This is a genomic window from Buttiauxella sp. AC142 (genome assembly GCF_979253435.1).
Genome location: NZ_CEEDCH010000001.1, coordinates 38,734 through 55,542, shown reverse-complemented (window position 1 = coordinate 55,542; position 16,809 = coordinate 38,734). Strand labels below are relative to the sequence as shown.

The window sequence follows — 16,809 nt, the reverse complement described above, 5'->3', positions numbered from 1 at the left end:
TAATTAAGGGGCCACGAGGGTTTGCTGCATCACAGCCTGATAGCGCTGCTGGTCCTGGTACATTTGCAGGTAAACCTGATATTTCGCGTCGTGGAATGCACGGTGTGCAGCGTCGGGCTCAATGGTTTTATCGCGCCTGACCATGGCACCAGCCGCCGTTGAAAAACTGCTAAATGCCTTGCAGGCAACAGCGCCATTAAGTGCCGCCCCAAGCGTAACGGCATCTTCTTCTTCAACCAGATGGATGGCGCGCCCGGTGACGTTGGCGTATTCGCGCAACCAGAGCGGGTTTTTGCTCGCGCCGCCGCATAGCGTTATTGAGTCAATGCCCTGGCCGTTGTGTTCCATGGTGTCGATGATGTGGCGCGTGCCGTAAGCAATGGCCTGCAAGGTGGCGAGGTACAACCGCGCAAGCTGAGACTGACCTTTCTCGAGCGTCAGCCCGGCGATCATGCCACGGGCGTTAGCGTCGGATCGTGGTGAGCGGTTGCCGTGGTGGTCCGCCAGAATATGGAGTTGGCTGGTAGGGTATTTTTCGCAGGATTCGAGTTGCGCGACCCATTGGTTCAGGATTTGGTAAACGCTACAGCCCAGCGCGTCGGCTTCATTTTTTAATGCAGGCCAGGCGTCGCTTTGCATCAATGCCCAGTCCACCAGCGCCCCGGCAGCACTTTGCCCGCCTTCGTTGAGCCACCAGCCTGGGTACATCGCGGCAAAATAAGGTCCCCACACGCCAGGCACCGATTTCGCCTCTTTGCTGACAATCATGTGGCAATTCGAGGTGCCGCTGATAATCGCAAGATTGGCTTCAGGAGCCGCCGCCACTAATGCCAGGCCGCCCGCGTGGGCGTCAATCAAACCGCTGGCGACAACGACATCAGGCGTTAAGCCTAACTGCGCGGCCACATCAGTGCGCAGAGTGCCCACTGGCTGCCCCACTTGAATAATGCTCGGTGGGATTTTATTCATCAAATCCGCTAATTCGACGGACTCCAGCAAACTCTGGCTAAACCGTTCTTCATGCGCCAGATAGTTCCATTTGCATGTCAGCGTACAAACGCCTGCTGCATCCGCACCCGTGGCACGCCATACCAGGTAATCGGCTAAGTCGAAGAACCGCCAGATGGAGGCATAACGCTCAGGAAAATGGTTTTTCAGCCACAGGATTTTAGGCAATTCCATCTCAATGCTGACCTGTCCACCGACGTATTGCAGCGCGGAATCATTCGTGGCGTTGATACGTTGAGTTTCTTCGCCTGCACGGTGATCCATCCACATCACGATGTCGTGGTCAGCATCACCTTCCTCGCCTACCGCCACCGGCTGCCCGCGTTCGCCCACCGCCACCAGTGAACATGTCGCGTCAAATCCAATCGAGACCACTTGCTGTGGTTGCACACCGGCAAGGCTTATTGCCTCGCGCACCGTGGTGCACACCTGCTGCCAGATATCACTGGAGGATTGTTCGACTCGGTTAGTCTGGTAGTGAAACTGCTGGATGGGACGAACAGAAAATGCCAGGCGGGTGCCTTCCATCGTGTAAATACCGGCTCTGACACTTGCGGAACCCACATCAACGCCAACAAATAATTTCGTCATTTTTGTGCTCTCATCGGCTACTGCGTCGAGAAAGCATATTGGTTAAGTGAATAGTTAAACACAACTGCTCACTGTTTAATTTGTGATCAGCTCGACAAGCTGGAAGGAGCTTCAAATGAAGATTAAAGGTTAAGATGTTGTTTTTGAATTGTTTAATGATGCGCGATTTTTAGACTATTTTTTAGCGCACAACGAAGCGACTGAAGAAAAGCACCAGGCCAGTTTGCGCCTGGTGCGATACTGAAATTACGTCCCGGAATAGATATCAAAACTGAAGTATTTATCCGCCAGTTTCTTGTAGGTTCCGTCCGCAATGATTTGGCTTATCGCGGCATTTAGCGCTTCGCGTAATTGCGCATCATCTTTACGCAGGCCAATCGCCGCGCCTGCCCCAAATAATTCCGGGTCCTGTAATGCTTTACCGACCATAGCAAAATCTTTGCCCTGCGGTTTGTTCAGGAAGCTATATTCCGCCATCACCCCAGAAAGCACTGCCGCGTCGATGCGTCCGGACTCCAAATCCTGCACCACTAAATCAGCCCCCTGATAAGCCACCACGTTAACCCCGGCACTGCGCCAGTTTTTATTCGCGTACGTTTCTTGGGCAGAGCCTTGCTCAACGCCGATGGTTTTACCTTTCAGCTGATCAATTTCCGGTTTGATCGGGCTGTTTTTGTGAGCCACCAGGAACACCGGGCCGTTATATATTTTATCGGTAAAGGCGATTTGTTCTTTGCGTTTTTCCGTCATGTACATGCCGGAAAGAATGGCATCAAACTTTCTGGCTTGCAGCGCGGGAATAATGGCATCAAAGTTATTTTCCACCCATACGCATTTAGCCTGAAGTTTTTCACAAATAGCATTACCTAAATCAATATCAAACCCGACGACTTTCCCCGCGGCATCTTTTGACTCAAAGGGAGCGAATGTCGGATCGACACCAAAACGGATTTCTTTAATATTATTTGCCAATGCCGAGCTTGTCGCCAGCAGAGCAATTAATGGCAGAATATATTTTTTCATATTAGCTCCTGGATATTAACGACAGTAAGTTTGTACTAAACGGGAAAAGAATGAGGCTCCGGTGGAAATAATCGCATCGTTAAAGTCATAACCCGGGTTATGTACCATGCAGCCGCCTTTTTCCCCTTTTTCGCCATTGCCTAATAAGAAATAACTGCCCGGTCTTTCTTGCAGCATAAAGGCAAAATCTTCGCTGCCGGTGGATGGAAGCACCGTATCGAGCACCGCATCTTTACCGAAAAACTCGACAGCCAGCTCACGGGCAAAGGCCGTTTGTTCATCATCGTTAATCAAGACGGGATAGGAGTCGTAAACTTCCACGTCGCAGCTGGCGCCAAAGCTTTTCGCCGTGAAGTCAGCTAATTCTTCAATTCTCTTAATCAGCAGGTCGCGAATTTCTGGTTTCATGGCGCGCACGGTTAATTCCATTACCGCGCTATCGGGAATTACGTTGGAGGCAATACCCGACTGGAAGGTTCCAACGGTAACAATGGCGGTTTCGCCAGGTGTGACATTGCGGGAAACAATGGTTTGCAATGCGGTGATTAGCGCCGCGCCCGTCACAATGGGGTCAACGGTACGTTGCGGATAAGCACCATGGCCGCCGTAGCCTTTGATGGTGATTTTTACGGTGTCTGCCGAGGCCATAAAGTTGCCTGAGTAGAAACCTAGTTTTCCGGTCGGCAAGCCTGGCATATTGTGCAGGGCAAAGACACGGTCGCATGGGAAACGCTCGAACAATCCCTCTTTAATCATTAAGTCCGCGCCGCCAATGGCTTCTTCGGCTGGCTGGAAAATGAGATGGACTGTGCCGTTAAATTCGCAGGATTCAGAGGCGATATATTTTGCCGCCGCCAATAAAATAGTGGTGTGCCCGTCGTGGCCGCAGGCGTGCATTTTCCCGGCCACGGTACTGGCCCAGGGTAAATTCGTTTCTTCAAAAATAGGGAGTGCGTCCATATCAGCCCGCAAGCCAATAGATTTATTCGAATCCCCTTTTTTCAAAGAACCCACAACCCCAGTGGTGCCAATTCCTCGCGTGACTTTATATCCCCAGGATTCAAGTTGCTTTGCTACTAATTCACTGGTTTTAAACTCCTCCAGACTTAATTCCGGGTTAGCGTGTAAGTAATGCCGTATAGCAATCATCTCATCTTCTGAGGCTTTTATTTCTGGAATTACGAAATCCGTCATGCTGCTCTCCGGTGGAGTTATAAGTGTTTGTGTTTGCATAAACAACTTAGCTGGATAACGTTTTAATGCAAGCAGGAATACTTATGACGCGGAGCAATACATTCAGATTGTTAATAGTTAATTTAATCTGACCGGATAAAAAAACCCGCGGATATTATCAATATCCGCGGGCCTTATAATGCACTCACTCTAACGAATGATCTTAGAATGGAATATCGTCATCGAAGTCCATTGGTGGCTCATTGTTAGATGGCGCTGGAGCACTCTGCTGCGGACGAGATTGCGCGCCGCCGCTGAACTGGTTGCCACCCTGCTGCGGTTGCTGAGGCTGACCCCAACCACCTTGCTGCTGGCCTGGAGCGCCACCACCGGCAGGAGCACCGCCCGCTGCACGGCCGCCCAACATTTGCATGGTGCCACCCACGTTAACCACGATTTCGGTAGTGTATTTTTCAACGCCAGCCTGGTCGGTCCATTTACGCGTCTGCAATGCGCCTTCGATATAAACCTGGGAGCCTTTACGCAGGTATTCGCCTGCAACTTCTGCCAGTTTCCCGAACAGCACAACACGGTGCCATTCAGTTTTTTCTTTAGTTTCGCCGGTTTGCTTATCGCGCCAGGACTCTGACGTGGCCAGAGTAATGTTGGCAACTGCGCCACCATTTGGCATGTAGCGCACTTCCGGGTCTTGACCCAGATTCCCGACGAGAATCACCTTGTTTACGCCTCTGCTGGCCATGATCGTGTCTCCTGAAACGTTTATTAATAGTGTAAACCCTCGATTCTACCACGCCACCCCTAATCTTTATAGCTGCGGGATGCATTCCAGAATGTCGGCAGGATATACATTATTGCATTAAAGCACTGGATATCCATTCAGGTTTTATTGTGTCATAATTAGCCGTTTGTGATCGTCGGCGGCCTCCTGTGCGGCCTGGCAAAAAGCGTTTAAACCGGGAAAGGTGAATGGATAAGATCGAAGTTCGGGGCGCCCGCACCCACAATCTCAAAAATATTAACCTCGTTATTCCGCGCGACAAGCTGATTGTCGTGACTGGGCTTTCGGGTTCTGGCAAATCCTCACTGGCTTTCGACACCTTATACGCCGAGGGGCAACGTCGTTACGTTGAGTCCCTCTCCGCCTATGCGCGTCAGTTCCTGTCGTTGATGGAAAAGCCAGATGTCGACCACATTGAAGGCTTGTCGCCTGCGATTTCTATCGAGCAGAAATCCACCTCGCACAACCCGCGTTCAACCGTCGGCACTATTACAGAAATTCATGATTACCTGCGCCTGCTGTATGCCCGCGTGGGTGAGCCGCGCTGCCCGGATCACAACGTGCCGCTAGCGGCGCAAACCGTCAGCCAGATGGTCGATAACGTTTTAGCGCAGCCGGAAGGCAAACGCCTGATGCTGCTTGCCCCCATCATTAAAGACAGGAAAGGCGAGCACACTAAAACGCTGGAAAACCTCGCAAGCCAGGGCTACATCCGCGCCAGGATCGACGGCGAAGTGTGCGATCTCTCGGATCCGCCAAAATTAGAATTACAGAAAAAACATACCATTGAAGTGGTCGTTGACCGTTTCAAAGTGCGCGAAGATATCGCGCAGCGTCTGGCTGAATCCTTTGAAACCGCGCTGGATTTATCCGGCGGTTCTGCGGTTGTCGCCGATATGGACGATGAAAAAGCAGAAGAGTTGCTGTTCTCGGCAAACTTCGCCTGTCCGATTTGCGGCTACAGCATGCGCGAGCTGGAACCGCGTCTGTTCTCGTTCAACAACCCGGCCGGTGCCTGCCCAACCTGTGACGGGCTTGGCGTGCAGCAATATTTCGACCCAGAGCGTGTTGTACAAAACGGCGAGCTTTCCCTTGCCGGCGGCGCGATTCGTGGTTGGGATCGCCGTAATTTCTACTACTTCACCATGATGCGATCGCTTGCGGAGCATTATAAATTTGATGTCGAAACGCCGTGGAATGAACTGAGCGCCAGCGTGAAAAACGTGGTGCTCAATGGTTCTGGCAAAGAGAGCATTGAATTTAAATATATTAACGACCGTGGCGATACGTCTGTACGCCGCCATCCGTTTGAAGGCGTTCTGCATAATATGGAACGTCGCTATAAAGAAACCGAGTCTTCCGCGGTGCGGGAAGAACTGGCGAAATTTATCAGCAACCGTTCATGCGCAAGCTGCGAAGGTACGCGTCTGCGCCGTGAAGCACGCCATGTGTTTGTTGAAAACACGCCGCTGCCAACGATCTCTGATATGAGCATCGGTCATGCGATGGAATTCTTCCACAACATGAAGCTCAGTGGGCAACGTGCGCAAATCGCTGAAAAAATCTTGAAAGAGATTGGCGATCGCCTGAAATTCCTGGTGAACGTCGGCCTGAATTATCTTTCGCTTTCTCGTTCCGCAGAGACACTTTCCGGCGGTGAAGCGCAGCGTATTCGTCTGGCCAGCCAGATTGGCGCAGGTCTTGTGGGCGTAATGTATGTGCTCGATGAGCCGTCAATTGGTCTGCATCAGCGCGATAACGAGCGCCTGCTGGAAACGCTGATTCACCTGCGCGACCTCGGGAATACCGTGATTGTGGTCGAGCACGACGAAGATGCGATCCGTGCCGCAGACCATATTATTGATATCGGCCCAGGTGCGGGTGTTCACGGCGGCCATGTCGTTGCTGAAGGCACGATGCAGGATATTATCGACGCGCCGGAATCACTGACCGGACAGTTCCTTAGCGGTAAGCGTGAAATTGCGCTGCCGAAACACCGCGTTCCGGCAGATCCCGAGAAGGTGTTGAAGCTGGTTGGCGCGAAGGGCAACAACCTGAAAGATGTAACGTTGACGCTGCCCGTCGGCTTGTTTACCTGTGTGACCGGGGTTTCAGGTTCCGGTAAATCGACGCTGATTAACGATACGCTTTTCCCGATTGCTCAAACCCAATTGAACGGTGCAACGCTTGCAGAACCTGCGCCGTACCGCGAAGTTCATGGTCTGGAGCATTTCGACAAAGTTATTGATATCGACCAAAGCCCGATTGGGCGTACACCGCGTTCAAACCCGGCAACTTATACCGGCGTGTTTACGCCAGTGCGTGAGCTGTTTGCGGGCGTGCCTGAATCCCGTGCGCGGGGTTATACGCCAGGGCGTTTTAGCTTTAACGTGCGTGGTGGGCGTTGTGAAGCCTGCCAGGGTGATGGTGTTATCAAAGTTGAGATGCACTTCCTGCCGGATATTTACGTGCCGTGCGATCAGTGCCGTGGCAAGCGATACAACCGCGAAACGCTGGAAATTAAGTACAAAGGCAAAAGCATCCACGAAGTGTTGGATATGACCATTGAAGACGCTCGTGAATTCTTTGATGCCGTACCTGCGCTGGCGCGTAAGCTGCAAACGTTAATCGACGTGGGCCTGTCTTACATTCGCCTGGGTCAGTCTGCGACCACGCTGTCGGGCGGTGAAGCACAACGTGTAAAACTGGCGCGTGAGCTTTCTAAACGCGGCACCGGACAAACGCTGTATATCCTCGATGAGCCGACGACTGGCCTGCACTTTGCAGATATTCAGCAATTGCTGGAAGTTCTGCACCAGTTGCGCGACCAGGGCAACACCATTGTGGTTATCGAGCATAACCTGGACGTGATTAAAACCGCGGACTGGATTGTTGACCTTGGCCCGGAAGGCGGTAGCGGCGGCGGCGAAATCCTCGTTTCTGGTACGCCAGAAACCGTCGCAGAGTGTGAAACTTCACATACCGCTCGTTTCCTCAAGCCTTTGCTGAAATTGAAATAGTCAGTCAGAAAGCTGCTGCCTGGTTTCCTGGGGCAGCAGCGATAATGCCTGCTGATACGAAGCATCCACCAGGTAGTAAATCTGCGAGTCAGGAAGTGTGCCATCCAGGTAAAGCGTGCTCCAGTGCGCTTTATTCAAATGCGCGCTAGGATGCACATCACTATGTTGTTCACGTAATAAGTCGGCAAGTGCCGGGCTTGCCTTTAACGACACTGCCGGGCGCGCTTCCACGTCATGCACCATCGCATACATCACATCCGCCACTTTTATTTGTGTCGCCTTCCAGTCGCTATGAACCGCTTGTTCGGCTCCGGGCTTGTTCATGCAGTATTGCAATAACTCCGAATTGGTCATTTTAATTCCCCTTGAGAGACTCCCGTGAAAAGGATGTGCTAGCCAGTTTAAGAAACCGGCACCTCTAAGTGTGCGAGCAACTCGCCAAAAGGTAAAACTCAACGGGGAAATTTTGATGAAAAAAACGGCAGCGGGATGGGTGTAGCGTCATTAAAACCGATTTTACCCTAAATAATTCGAGCTGAAGAAAGGCGGCAAGTGAACTCACCCCAGTCACTTACTAAAGTAAGTGACTGGGGTGAGTGAGTGTAGCCAACGCGCCTGCGGCTTGAAGTATGACGGGTAAAATTAGTATTCGGAGTTAACGATAACCTCTTCGCCAAATGCCCCTGCTTTTGGCAATGGCTGATAGCTGGAGTTAGAAGCACGTAACAGACGAATACCGCGCGCGCCTACATCCTGCGCGGCAGTAATATCACCGTCTGAATCGCCGTAAAACACTTTGATTTTCTTATCTTTCAGCCACTGCGTTTTGGTGTTTTGCCCTGGCTGGTCGCCCGCGAAGATAACCGGGTTCACGCTGGCCTGCGGGATCTTGAAATCATTTTGCAGCGTTTTAGTCACGGTTTCTGTTTTAGTCGGGCTGCGGCCGGTGACGAAGTAAATGCTGTCGCCGCGTTTCAGGTGCATGGCTATCAGGTTTTTCGCCACCTCTTTTGGCATGCTGAAATCATCCCAGCCGTTGTTCATTTTTTCCCAGAACGCAGGGTTTTTCAGGTAATCCTGTTTACCTGGTGAATACTCTTTTTGCCCGCGATAGAAGCCAGGGCTTGAGAACAGAACCGTGTCGTCGATATCAAAACCTACCGCCATCGGCGCACGCCCTGACAGGCTATTTTCGATTTGTGCGACCGACACCCAGTGCACAGGTACTTGCTGCGCCAGTTGCGCAACAGTGACGCCAGGATTCAGTGGAGCGGGAGCTGATTCTTTTGCGAGAGCAGACTGATTCAATCCAAGTAACAAACACGCGGCACTCAGTGCCATCGTTAGCTTACGCATTATTTTCCCTCTTTCTCGTTAATTTTTATGATTATAAATCGGAACAAGTGGTCAAAAATCAGATCGACAATACCGAGGCCTAAGCGCCAGAGAAAGGTTTTTTTCAAGATTTGTCATAGAAAAAGGCGATGATCACACATCGCCTTTTTGGGAAAAAAGTAAGTGAGTACTTACATTACTGCGGCAAACGCCTGCGCTACGCGCTGCACGTTGTTGCTGTTCAACCCGGCAACACACATGCGTCCGCTGGCAATCAGATAGACACCAAACTCATCACGCAGGCGGTCAACCTGTTCCGCGCTCAAACCGGTGTAGCTGAACATCCCGCGTTGTTGCAGCAGGTAGTCAAAGTTGCGGTCTGGCATTTCAGCTTTCAGAACAGACACCAGTGCCTGGCGCATATCGAGAATACGGCGACGCATGGTTTCGACTTCCGCCAGCCAGTTGGCTTTCAGTTGTTCGTCATTGAGCACCAAAGCCACAACCTGCGCGCCAAAGTTTGGCGGGCTGGAGTAGTTTCGGCGCACGGTGGCTTTCAATTGGCCCAATACACGGCTTGCGGTTTCGGCGTTTTCACACACAACCGACAGTCCGCCGACACGCTCGCCATATAGCGAGAAAATCTTCGAGAATGAGTTGCTGACCAATGCCGGAAGACCCGCGCTGGCAATAGCGCGAATGGCGTAAGCGTCTTGTTCCATGCCTGCGCCAAAGCCCTGATAGGCGATGTCGAGGAAAGGAATCAGTTCGCGAGCTTTGAGGATTTCGACCACCACATCCCACTGCGCATCAGTCAGGTCAGAGCCGGTCGGGTTATGGCAGCAAGGATGCAGCAGCACGATGCTTTGCGCAGGCAGAATGTTCAGTGTTTCCAGCAATGCCTCGAAGCGCACGCCATTGGTTTCAGAATCGAACCATGGATAAGTGTTCACTTCAAAACCAGCACCGCCAAAGATGGCGACATGGTTTTCCCAGGTCGGGTCACTGACCCAGACCTGGGAATTTGGGAAATAAGTTTTCAGGAAATCCGCACCGACTTTTAACGCACCAGAGCCGCCAAGTGTTTGAATCGTCGCGATACGCCCTTCGAGCAAAGCCGGGTGATCTGCCCCAAACAGCAACGGAGCAATCGCGCTGCGGTAGGTATTCAGGCCTTCCATCGGCAGGTAAATCGACGCGCCATGTGGTTGAGAATTCAGACGTTCTTCTGCCTGAGCGACAGCCTGTAACTGCGGGATGACCCCATTTTCGTCGTAATAGAGGCCAATGCTGAGGTTTACCTTGTCGCTACGCGGATCAACTTTGAAACGTTCCATAAGGGAAAGGATTGGGTCGCCAGCATAGGCGTCAACTTTTTGAAACACGGTGAGGTTCTCCTGGTTTACAGTGTCGCGGACAACCAATGTAAACCAGGGAAGGACAACTAGTCCAGATACTCCATCGCCACCCTTGAAGTCAGGCGCGTGATAAGTTCGTAAGCACTCACTTTTGTGATTTCCGCAATGCGTTCGACCGGCAGGTTATCGCCCCACATCACCACGCTATCGCCCACTTTTTCTGCTGAGTTCGGGCCAAGATCGACACAAATCATGTCCATGGCAACACGCCCGACAATCGGCACTTCGCGGCCATTCACCAGGACTGGCGTACCGGATGGTGCTGCGCGTGGATAACCGTCGCCGTAGCCAATTGCCACCACACCCAGGCGGGTATCGCGCTGCGCAATCCAGGTGCCGCCGTAACCTACCGCTTCACCCGCTTTGTGTTCGCGAACGGCAATCAGGCTGGAAGTGAGAGACATCACCGGCTGAAAACCAAAATCCGTGCCCCACGGTTTTTGCTCCAGCGGAGAAACGCCGTACAAGATAATGCCAGGGCGAACCCAGTCCAGATGCGAGTCCGGCCACAACAGGATGCCGCCAGATGCGCCAATGGAACGCTCCCCTGGTTTGCCTGCGGTAAATGAATTGAAAATATCGAGCTGGCGCAGCGTGGCGTCAGATTCCGGCTCATCAGCCCGCGCAAAATGACTAACGATATTTACCGGCTGGCTGACGTTTTTACAGCGGCAAAGGCGCTGATAAAAGGCTTCTGCTTCTTCAGGCAAGATGCCCAAGCGGTGCATGCCGGTATCCAGCTTCATCCACACGGTAATCGGATGGCTTAACTCGGCCTGCTCCAGCGCTTCGAGCTGTTCAATACAGTGGACGGCAGTCTGGAAATTCTGCCCGGCAATCGTCGGCAGGTCGCTTGCATTGAAGAAACCTTCGAGCAGCAGAATGGGCTGGGTAATTCCCCCTGCACGCAACCGAACACCTTCTTCAAGACGGGCAACGCCGAAAGCATCGGCATCAGTCAGGGTAAGGGCCGTCTCCAGCAGACCATGCCCGTATGCGTTTGCTTTCACAACCGCCACCATACGGCTGGCTGGAGCCAGTTCGCGCAGACGTTGCAGGTTGTGTCGCAGAGCGCGGCGGTTAATTTTTACGGTTGCCGCTTGCATGTTCGTTCCTTGCGAAATTTTTGTATATGGAATTGGAATGCCCAAATCCTCTAAATCATTCGGGCTGCAAGAAGGCGGCAAACTCGTGAATCCCCATGAGCTTACACAAGTAAGCGATTGGGGTAAGCGAGTGCAGCCAACGCACTTGCAGCGTGAAGGATAACGAGGATTTAATCTTCGTCGTATTGAGGACCAGCATAGTTATCGAAGCGCGAGAACTGCCCGTTAAACGTCAGGCGCACGGTACCGATTGGGCCGTTACGCTGCTTGCCGAGGATGATTTGCGCGATGCCTTTCTCGTCACTGTTGTCGTTATAAACTTCGTCACGATAGATAAACATAATCAAGTCGGCATCCTGCTCGATAGAGCCGGATTCACGCAAGTCGGAGTTGACCGGGCGTTTATCAGCACGTTGCTCCAAAGAACGGTTAAGCTGCGAGAGCGCCACCACCGGCACCTGTAGCTCTTTTGCCAACGCTTTGAGCGAGCGCGAAATCTCGGCGATTTCCAGCGTACGGTTATCAGACAGCGACGGCACACGCATCAATTGCAGGTAGTCGATCATGATCAGGCTCAGGCCGCCATGTTCGCGGTAGATACGGCGCGCACGTGAACGCACTTCCGTTGGCGTCAGGCCGGATGAGTCATCAATGTACATGTTGCGTTTTTCAAGCAAGATGCCCATGGTGCTGGAAATTCGCGCCCAGTCTTCATCATCGAGCTGACCGGTACGGATTTTGGTCTGGTCAACGCGTGACAGCGACGCCAGCATACGCATCATGATTTGTTCGCCGGGCATCTCGAGGCTGAAAATTAGCACCGGTTTTTCCTGCAACATCGCGGCGTTTTCGCACAAGTTCATCGCAAACGTGGTTTTACCCATCGACGGACGCGCCGCCACGATGATCAGATCCGATTTTTGCAGACCTGCTGTTTTCTTGTTCAAATCCTGGTAGCCCGTATCCACGCCTGTTACGCCATCGTGCGGCGTCTGGTAAAGCGTTTCGATACGCGAGACTGTCGCTTCGAGGATTTGGTCGATACTTTTTGGCCCTTCGTCTTTATTCGCGCGGCTCTCAGCAATCTGGAACACGCGGGATTCGGCGAGGTCGAGCAAGTCTTCGCTGGTGCGCCCTTGCGGGTCGTAACCGGCATCGGCGATTTCATTCGCCACAGAAATCATTTCACGAACTACGGCACGTTCACGCACGATATCGGCGTAAGCGCTAATGTTCGCCGCACTTGGCGTGTTTTTTGATAATTCGGCCAGATAGGCGAAACCGCCAACGCTTTCCAGATTGCCCTGAAGTTCAAGAGATTCAGAAAGCGTGATCAGATCGATGGGCTTGCTCATTTCGAGCAAACGCTGCATCTCGGTGAAGATCATGCGGTGTGGACGGCTGAAAAAATCGTTAGCCACGACGCGCTCAGAAACGTTATCCCAGCGTTCGTTGTCCAGCATTAAACCGCCCAACACCGACTGCTCCGCTTCCAGAGAATGTGGCGGCATTTTCAGCCCTTCCATCTGACGATCGCGGGGTTCTTTCGGTTTGTTGAAGGGTTTATTTCCTGCCATAGTGAGGGAGTTACCAAAATCAGATAAGAGAGACGAGAGTTTACTCTATCTCCCTCCGAGGAAACAGAAGGAGTTCTCATGGCAACACGCATTGAATTTAGTCAACACGGCGGGCCTGAAGTGCTAAAAGTCGCGGAATTCACCCCAACGGCCCCCGCAGAGCACGAAGTGCAAGTTGAGAATAAAGCGATTGGTATCAACTACATTGATACATACATTCGCAGCGGTTTATACCCACCGCCGATGCTACCCAGCGGCCTCGGTACAGAAGCTGCAGGGGTCGTGACTAAAGTTGGCAGTGCGGTAACACATCTTAAAGTCGGCGACCGCGTGGTGTATGCGCAGTCAGGACTTGGCGCTTACAGCAGCGTGCATAATGTGCCCGCCGATAAAGCCGCAAAACTTCCTGATGCTATCTCTTTTGAGCAAGCTGCCGCGTCGTTCCTCAAGGGTCTCACGGTCTATTATCTGCTGCGTAAAACCTACGATATCAAACCCAATGAAGTTTTCTTATTCCATGCTGCGGCCGGTGGCGTTGGGCTGATCGCATGCCAATGGGCGAAAGCGTTGGGTGCCAAATTAATCGGTACGGTCGGCTCTGCGCAAAAAGCAGAAAGCGCCAAACAAGCCGGCGCCTGGCAGACCATTAACTATCGTGAAGAGAATCTTGTCGAGCGGGTAAAAGAGATTACCGGCGGCAAAAAAGTGGCGGTGGTTTATGACTCGGTTGGGAAAGATACCTGGGAATCATCGCTGGATTGTCTTCAGCGCCAGGGTTTGATGGTGAGTTTTGGCAACTCCTCCGGCCCGGTTACGGGTGTGAATCTGGGCATTTTGAACCAGAAAGGCTCGCTGTATGTTACTCGTCCGTCACTAAATGGTTACGTGACCACGCGTGAAGAGCTTGAGGAAGCCTGCAACGAACTGTTCTCGTTGATTGCCAGCGGCGTGATAAAAGTCGATGTGTCTGATAACCAGAAGTTTGCCTTGAGCGATGCCGCTCTGGCTCATACAACGCTGGAGAGTCGCAGCACACAAGGCTCTAGTTTACTGATTCCATAAAAGAATTTGGGCCTCCCGAGGGAAGCCCATTCTTTTTTTGTTCGCACGGTATGTAGGGTACAGCGCGATGAATTCGTATTTTCGCAACCCGTTAATAATGTCAGGTTTGGTAAATAATTGATATCCCACGACCCGCAAACTTAGCCAGAAAGATGCGAGGTTGTGATCAACTCCGCAATACCTGAGCAATCTGCCGGGTTATTACAAACAAAACCTAGCGTTTGTCGGCAACCAATGACAGTGCATGTTCTACAACATCAATTCCGGCACCCGCTTTATGGGCGTTTTCGCTCAGGTAACGACGCCACTGGCGCGCACCGGGGATCCCCTGGAACAGACCGAGCATATGGCGAGTGACATGGCCTAAGTAAGTGCCGTTTGCCAGTTCACGCTCGATGTACGGGTACATGGCGCGAACCGCCGCAACGGTGTCGACTTCTTGCGAGTCAATGCCAAAAATCTCACGATCAACCGCCGTCAGCAGGCCTGGGTTTTGATAGGCTTCGCGCCCAACCATCACGCCATCCATATGTTCGAGATGCGCTTTCGCTTCTTCCAGCGATTTGATACCGCCGTTAATCGACATCGTTAAATGCGGAAAATCACGCTTCAACTGGTAAACACGGGGGTAATCCAGCGGTGGAATTTCACGGTTTTCCTTCGGGCTTAAACCCGAAAGCCAGGCTTTACGGGCATGAATGATGAACATTTCACATTCGCCCTTCCCGGCAACCGTACCGATAAAATCACACAAAAATTCGTAACTGTCCTGGTCATCAATGCCGATACGCGTTTTGACGGTGACAGGGATAGATACCACGTCGCGCATCGCTTTAATGCAATCAGCAACGCGCTGAGCATCCGCCATCAGACATGCGCCGAACATACCGTTTTGCACCCGATCAGACGGGCAACCGACGTTCAGGTTAATTTCATCGTAGCCACGTTCTTCAGCCAGTTTCGCGCATTGTGCCAGCGCGGCCGGGTCACTTCCGCCTAATTGCAAAGCGATGGGATGCTCGTCTTCGCTGTACGCCAGATAATCCCCTTTGCCGTGAATAATCGCACCGGTGGTCACCATTTCGGTGTACAGCAGTGTCTGGCTTGATAACTGACGCAAGAAATAACGGCAGTGGCGATCGGTCCAGTCGAGCATCGGTGCAATAGAAAAACGATGTGGCTGGAAAGGAGTGTGGCTGATTTGTGAGGACATAGGCACTGGCGTTTACGGGCTACGGTTAAAAAAGGGTCGGTACTATAGCATAAAGCAGCGTCGGGACACCCGCTCGTCCCGACGGCTATTTTTATCAGAAGGTGACGCTAAGCTGTGCGCCTGCACCCCAGGTCTGGTCCTCGCCGTACAGCCCCATTAAATCGACATGCACGCGATTAAAGGGCGCGAAGCCAACACCGCCGGTAAAGACGTTGCTATCGTTTGCTTTAACATCTGCGCGATAGCCCGCCCGCACCGCAAGCCATGACAGCGGCGTAATTTCAGCACCGACCCCAACGTACTGCGAGTCTTCTTCGCTTTTGAAGCCTTTGGTTTCGGTGAGATCGCCATCGGCGCTAAGGGTAATGAGGTCGTTATGCCAGGAGACACCTGCGGTCACTAACGGACGAATTTGGTAAGTGTCTTTGTAGTTGACCGTCTCGCCGGTTCTGCCATTGGTGATCAAGATGTCTTTGGTATCAATGTCACGCGAAACCAGGTTCTGGCCGCTCAAACCTACCGTCCAGTTTTCGCCAAAATCGGCTGCCATGCCCGCATCGACGTTGAAACCCGTGTCGTCATTACGATAGCGGCTATTTTTCCAGTCGTTGCTGTCGTAGGAATAGATCGACGTGGTGTAGTTGTATAACCAGGTTTTTTGCAGCTTTGGCGTGATGCCAAAAGAGACCGGTACGCCACCAAGATCAAACTGTTTCGCCAGCGCCACGCCATAGTCGGAGACAATAGCGGCGCGGCCTGAGGCGGTGGAGTTCAGCTGGCTGGTAATAGCATCGGAGCCGTTAATAGCGGCGTCCAACGCCACGCCACCTGCAACAACATTAGAATTAGCGATGCCGTTGAGGTAATCAATATCTTGTTGATCAATAGAGGAACTGACGTGCGCACGCGCATAAGCTTTTGCAACAAATGCCACCGAAAGCACGTCATTCGGAATACTGACTGCGATGCTCGCCCCCGCTTTAGCGTTTGCGGTTTTCCCTTTCAGATCGTTTAGTTCACCAGCCAGATCGCCCGCCGCCCCCTGAAGCTGATTGAGCGATCCATTTGGATTTAAAAGGATATCCTGCAGGGTAAGATTGTCGAAAACGTTTTTGTATTGATCGACCGTATCGCTAATTTCATCAATCTGATCCTGCAGGTTATCTTTATCAGTAATTTGACCGCTGACCGCAGGCAGAATTACCGTTACCGTATCATCCTGCTTTGCTTTTGCCAGCAAGGCGGGGTTGGTGAGAACACCACTTCCGTAACTTCCGGAGGCAACACCCGTGCCCCCCATTGCATCACTACGTGCTTCAGCCCAGGTACCAGCCGCGAAGACCGGATTTGCCACAAATAAAGATGCAGCGCTAAGCGCCACCAAAGTTTTAATTTTTTTCATTCACCGCTCGTCTGTTGATCAGTTGTAATAACTAGCCCCCGCCAGTTATGACTGAACGCAGGCAGACTATTGCTGTGAATAA

The 16,809-nt window shown here is 52.1% G+C and carries 13 protein-coding genes; 2 read left to right on the top strand and 11 right to left on the bottom strand.

Going from position 1 to position 16,809, the window contains the following annotated elements; all coding sequences use genetic code 11:
* Positions 1–3: 3 nt before the first annotated feature.
* The 4 genes from AC0IWZ_RS00235 to ssb1 form a co-directional block, all read right to left on the bottom strand.
* Positions 4–1,599 (bottom strand): FGGY-family carbohydrate kinase, encoded by a 1,596-nt coding sequence (locus tag AC0IWZ_RS00235; protein WP_471678427.1) that lies wholly within the window; start codon positions 1,597–1,599, stop codon positions 4–6.
* A gap of 246 nt (positions 1,600–1,845) precedes the next feature.
* Positions 1,846–2,622, bottom strand: a complete 777-nt coding sequence (locus AC0IWZ_RS00230; RefSeq protein ID WP_471678428.1) for an ABC transporter substrate-binding protein — start codon at positions 2,620–2,622, stop codon at positions 1,846–1,848.
* A 15-nt stretch (positions 2,623–2,637) separates the two neighbouring features.
* Positions 2,638–3,816, bottom strand: coding sequence for a M20 aminoacylase family protein (locus AC0IWZ_RS00225; RefSeq protein WP_471678429.1), 1,179 nt, complete (start codon positions 3,814–3,816; stop codon positions 2,638–2,640).
* Between the two features lie 202 nt (positions 3,817–4,018).
* Complete coding sequence (ssb1, locus tag AC0IWZ_RS00220; protein WP_115631525.1) at positions 4,019–4,555, bottom strand: single-stranded DNA-binding protein SSB1; 537 nt, start codon at positions 4,553–4,555, stop codon at positions 4,019–4,021.
* A gap of 227 nt (positions 4,556–4,782) precedes the next feature.
* On the opposite strand from ssb1, the gene uvrA reads away from it, so the two are divergent.
* On the top strand, positions 4,783–7,614 hold the full coding sequence (uvrA, locus tag AC0IWZ_RS00215) for an excinuclease ABC subunit UvrA (RefSeq protein WP_471678430.1): 2,832 nt from the start codon (positions 4,783–4,785) through the stop codon (positions 7,612–7,614).
* Here the strand turns inward: uvrA and AC0IWZ_RS00210 are convergent, their stop codons facing one another.
* From AC0IWZ_RS00210 to dnaB, 5 genes are all read right to left on the bottom strand, one after another.
* A complete protein-coding gene (locus tag AC0IWZ_RS00210; RefSeq protein WP_034492428.1) occupies positions 7,615–7,968 on the bottom strand; it encodes an MmcQ/YjbR family DNA-binding protein in 354 nt (117 codons plus the stop codon). It lies immediately after the preceding gene.
* 288 nt (positions 7,969–8,256) lie between these two features.
* Positions 8,257–8,970 carry an acid phosphatase AphA gene (gene aphA, locus AC0IWZ_RS00205; protein ID WP_471678431.1) on the bottom strand — a complete coding sequence of 238 codons (714 nt, stop codon included), beginning with the start codon at positions 8,968–8,970 and terminating at the stop codon, positions 8,257–8,259.
* Between the two features lie 170 nt (positions 8,971–9,140).
* A complete protein-coding gene (gene tyrB / locus AC0IWZ_RS00200) occupies positions 9,141–10,334 on the bottom strand; it encodes an aromatic amino acid transaminase (protein ID WP_471678432.1) in 1,194 nt (397 codons plus the stop codon).
* Positions 10,335–10,393: 59 nt separating this feature from the next.
* Positions 10,394–11,473, bottom strand: a complete 1,080-nt coding sequence (gene alr, locus AC0IWZ_RS00195) for an alanine racemase (protein ID WP_471678433.1) — start codon at positions 11,471–11,473, stop codon at positions 10,394–10,396.
* A gap of 170 nt (positions 11,474–11,643) precedes the next feature.
* Positions 11,644–13,050 carry a replicative DNA helicase gene (dnaB, locus tag AC0IWZ_RS00190; RefSeq protein WP_034492420.1) on the bottom strand — a complete coding sequence of 469 codons (1,407 nt, stop codon included), beginning with the start codon at positions 13,048–13,050 and terminating at the stop codon, positions 11,644–11,646.
* A 78-nt stretch (positions 13,051–13,128) separates the two neighbouring features.
* On the opposite strand from dnaB, the gene AC0IWZ_RS00185 reads away from it, so the two are divergent.
* Positions 13,129–14,112: an NADPH:quinone reductase gene (locus AC0IWZ_RS00185; RefSeq protein ID WP_471678434.1), complete on the top strand. Its 984-nt coding sequence runs from the start codon at positions 13,129–13,131 to the stop codon at positions 14,110–14,112.
* A 214-nt stretch (positions 14,113–14,326) separates the two neighbouring features.
* Here AC0IWZ_RS00185 and dusA read toward each other — a convergent pair whose 3' ends face one another.
* Complete coding sequence (gene dusA, locus AC0IWZ_RS00180; RefSeq protein WP_471678435.1) at positions 14,327–15,325, bottom strand: tRNA dihydrouridine(20/20a) synthase DusA; 999 nt, start codon at positions 15,323–15,325, stop codon at positions 14,327–14,329.
* Between the two features lie 94 nt (positions 15,326–15,419).
* Complete coding sequence (locus AC0IWZ_RS00175) at positions 15,420–16,727, bottom strand: conjugal transfer protein TraF (protein WP_471678436.1); 1,308 nt, start codon at positions 16,725–16,727, stop codon at positions 15,420–15,422.
* Between the last annotated feature and the right edge of the window lie 82 nt (positions 16,728–16,809).

Coding starts and splice junctions, on each gene's coding strand:
- AC0IWZ_RS00235 (WP_471678427.1), bottom strand. CDS start 1,599: ATGACGAAATTATTTGTTGGCGTTGATGTGGGTTCCGCAAGTGTCAGA.
- AC0IWZ_RS00230 (WP_471678428.1), bottom strand. CDS start 2,622: ATGAAAAAATATATTCTGCCATTAATTGCTCTGCTGGCGACAAGCTCG.
- AC0IWZ_RS00225 (WP_471678429.1), bottom strand. CDS start 3,816: ATGACGGATTTCGTAATTCCAGAAATAAAAGCCTCAGAAGATGAGATG.
- ssb1 (WP_115631525.1), bottom strand. CDS start 4,555: ATGGCCAGCAGAGGCGTAAACAAGGTGATTCTCGTCGGGAATCTGGGT.
- uvrA (WP_471678430.1), top strand. CDS start 4,783: ATGGATAAGATCGAAGTTCGGGGCGCCCGCACCCACAATCTCAAAAAT.
- AC0IWZ_RS00210 (WP_034492428.1), bottom strand. CDS start 7,968: ATGACCAATTCGGAGTTATTGCAATACTGCATGAACAAGCCCGGAGCC.
- aphA (WP_471678431.1), bottom strand. CDS start 8,970: ATGCGTAAGCTAACGATGGCACTGAGTGCCGCGTGTTTGTTACTTGGA.
- alr (WP_471678433.1), bottom strand. CDS start 11,473: ATGCAAGCGGCAACCGTAAAAATTAACCGCCGCGCTCTGCGACACAAC.
- dnaB (WP_034492420.1), bottom strand. CDS start 13,050: ATGGCAGGAAATAAACCCTTCAACAAACCGAAAGAACCCCGCGATCGT.
- AC0IWZ_RS00185 (WP_471678434.1), top strand. CDS start 13,129: ATGGCAACACGCATTGAATTTAGTCAACACGGCGGGCCTGAAGTGCTA.
- dusA (WP_471678435.1), bottom strand. CDS start 15,325: ATGTCCTCACAAATCAGCCACACTCCTTTCCAGCCACATCGTTTTTCT.
- AC0IWZ_RS00175 (WP_471678436.1), bottom strand. CDS start 16,727: ATGAAAAAAATTAAAACTTTGGTGGCGCTTAGCGCTGCATCTTTATTT.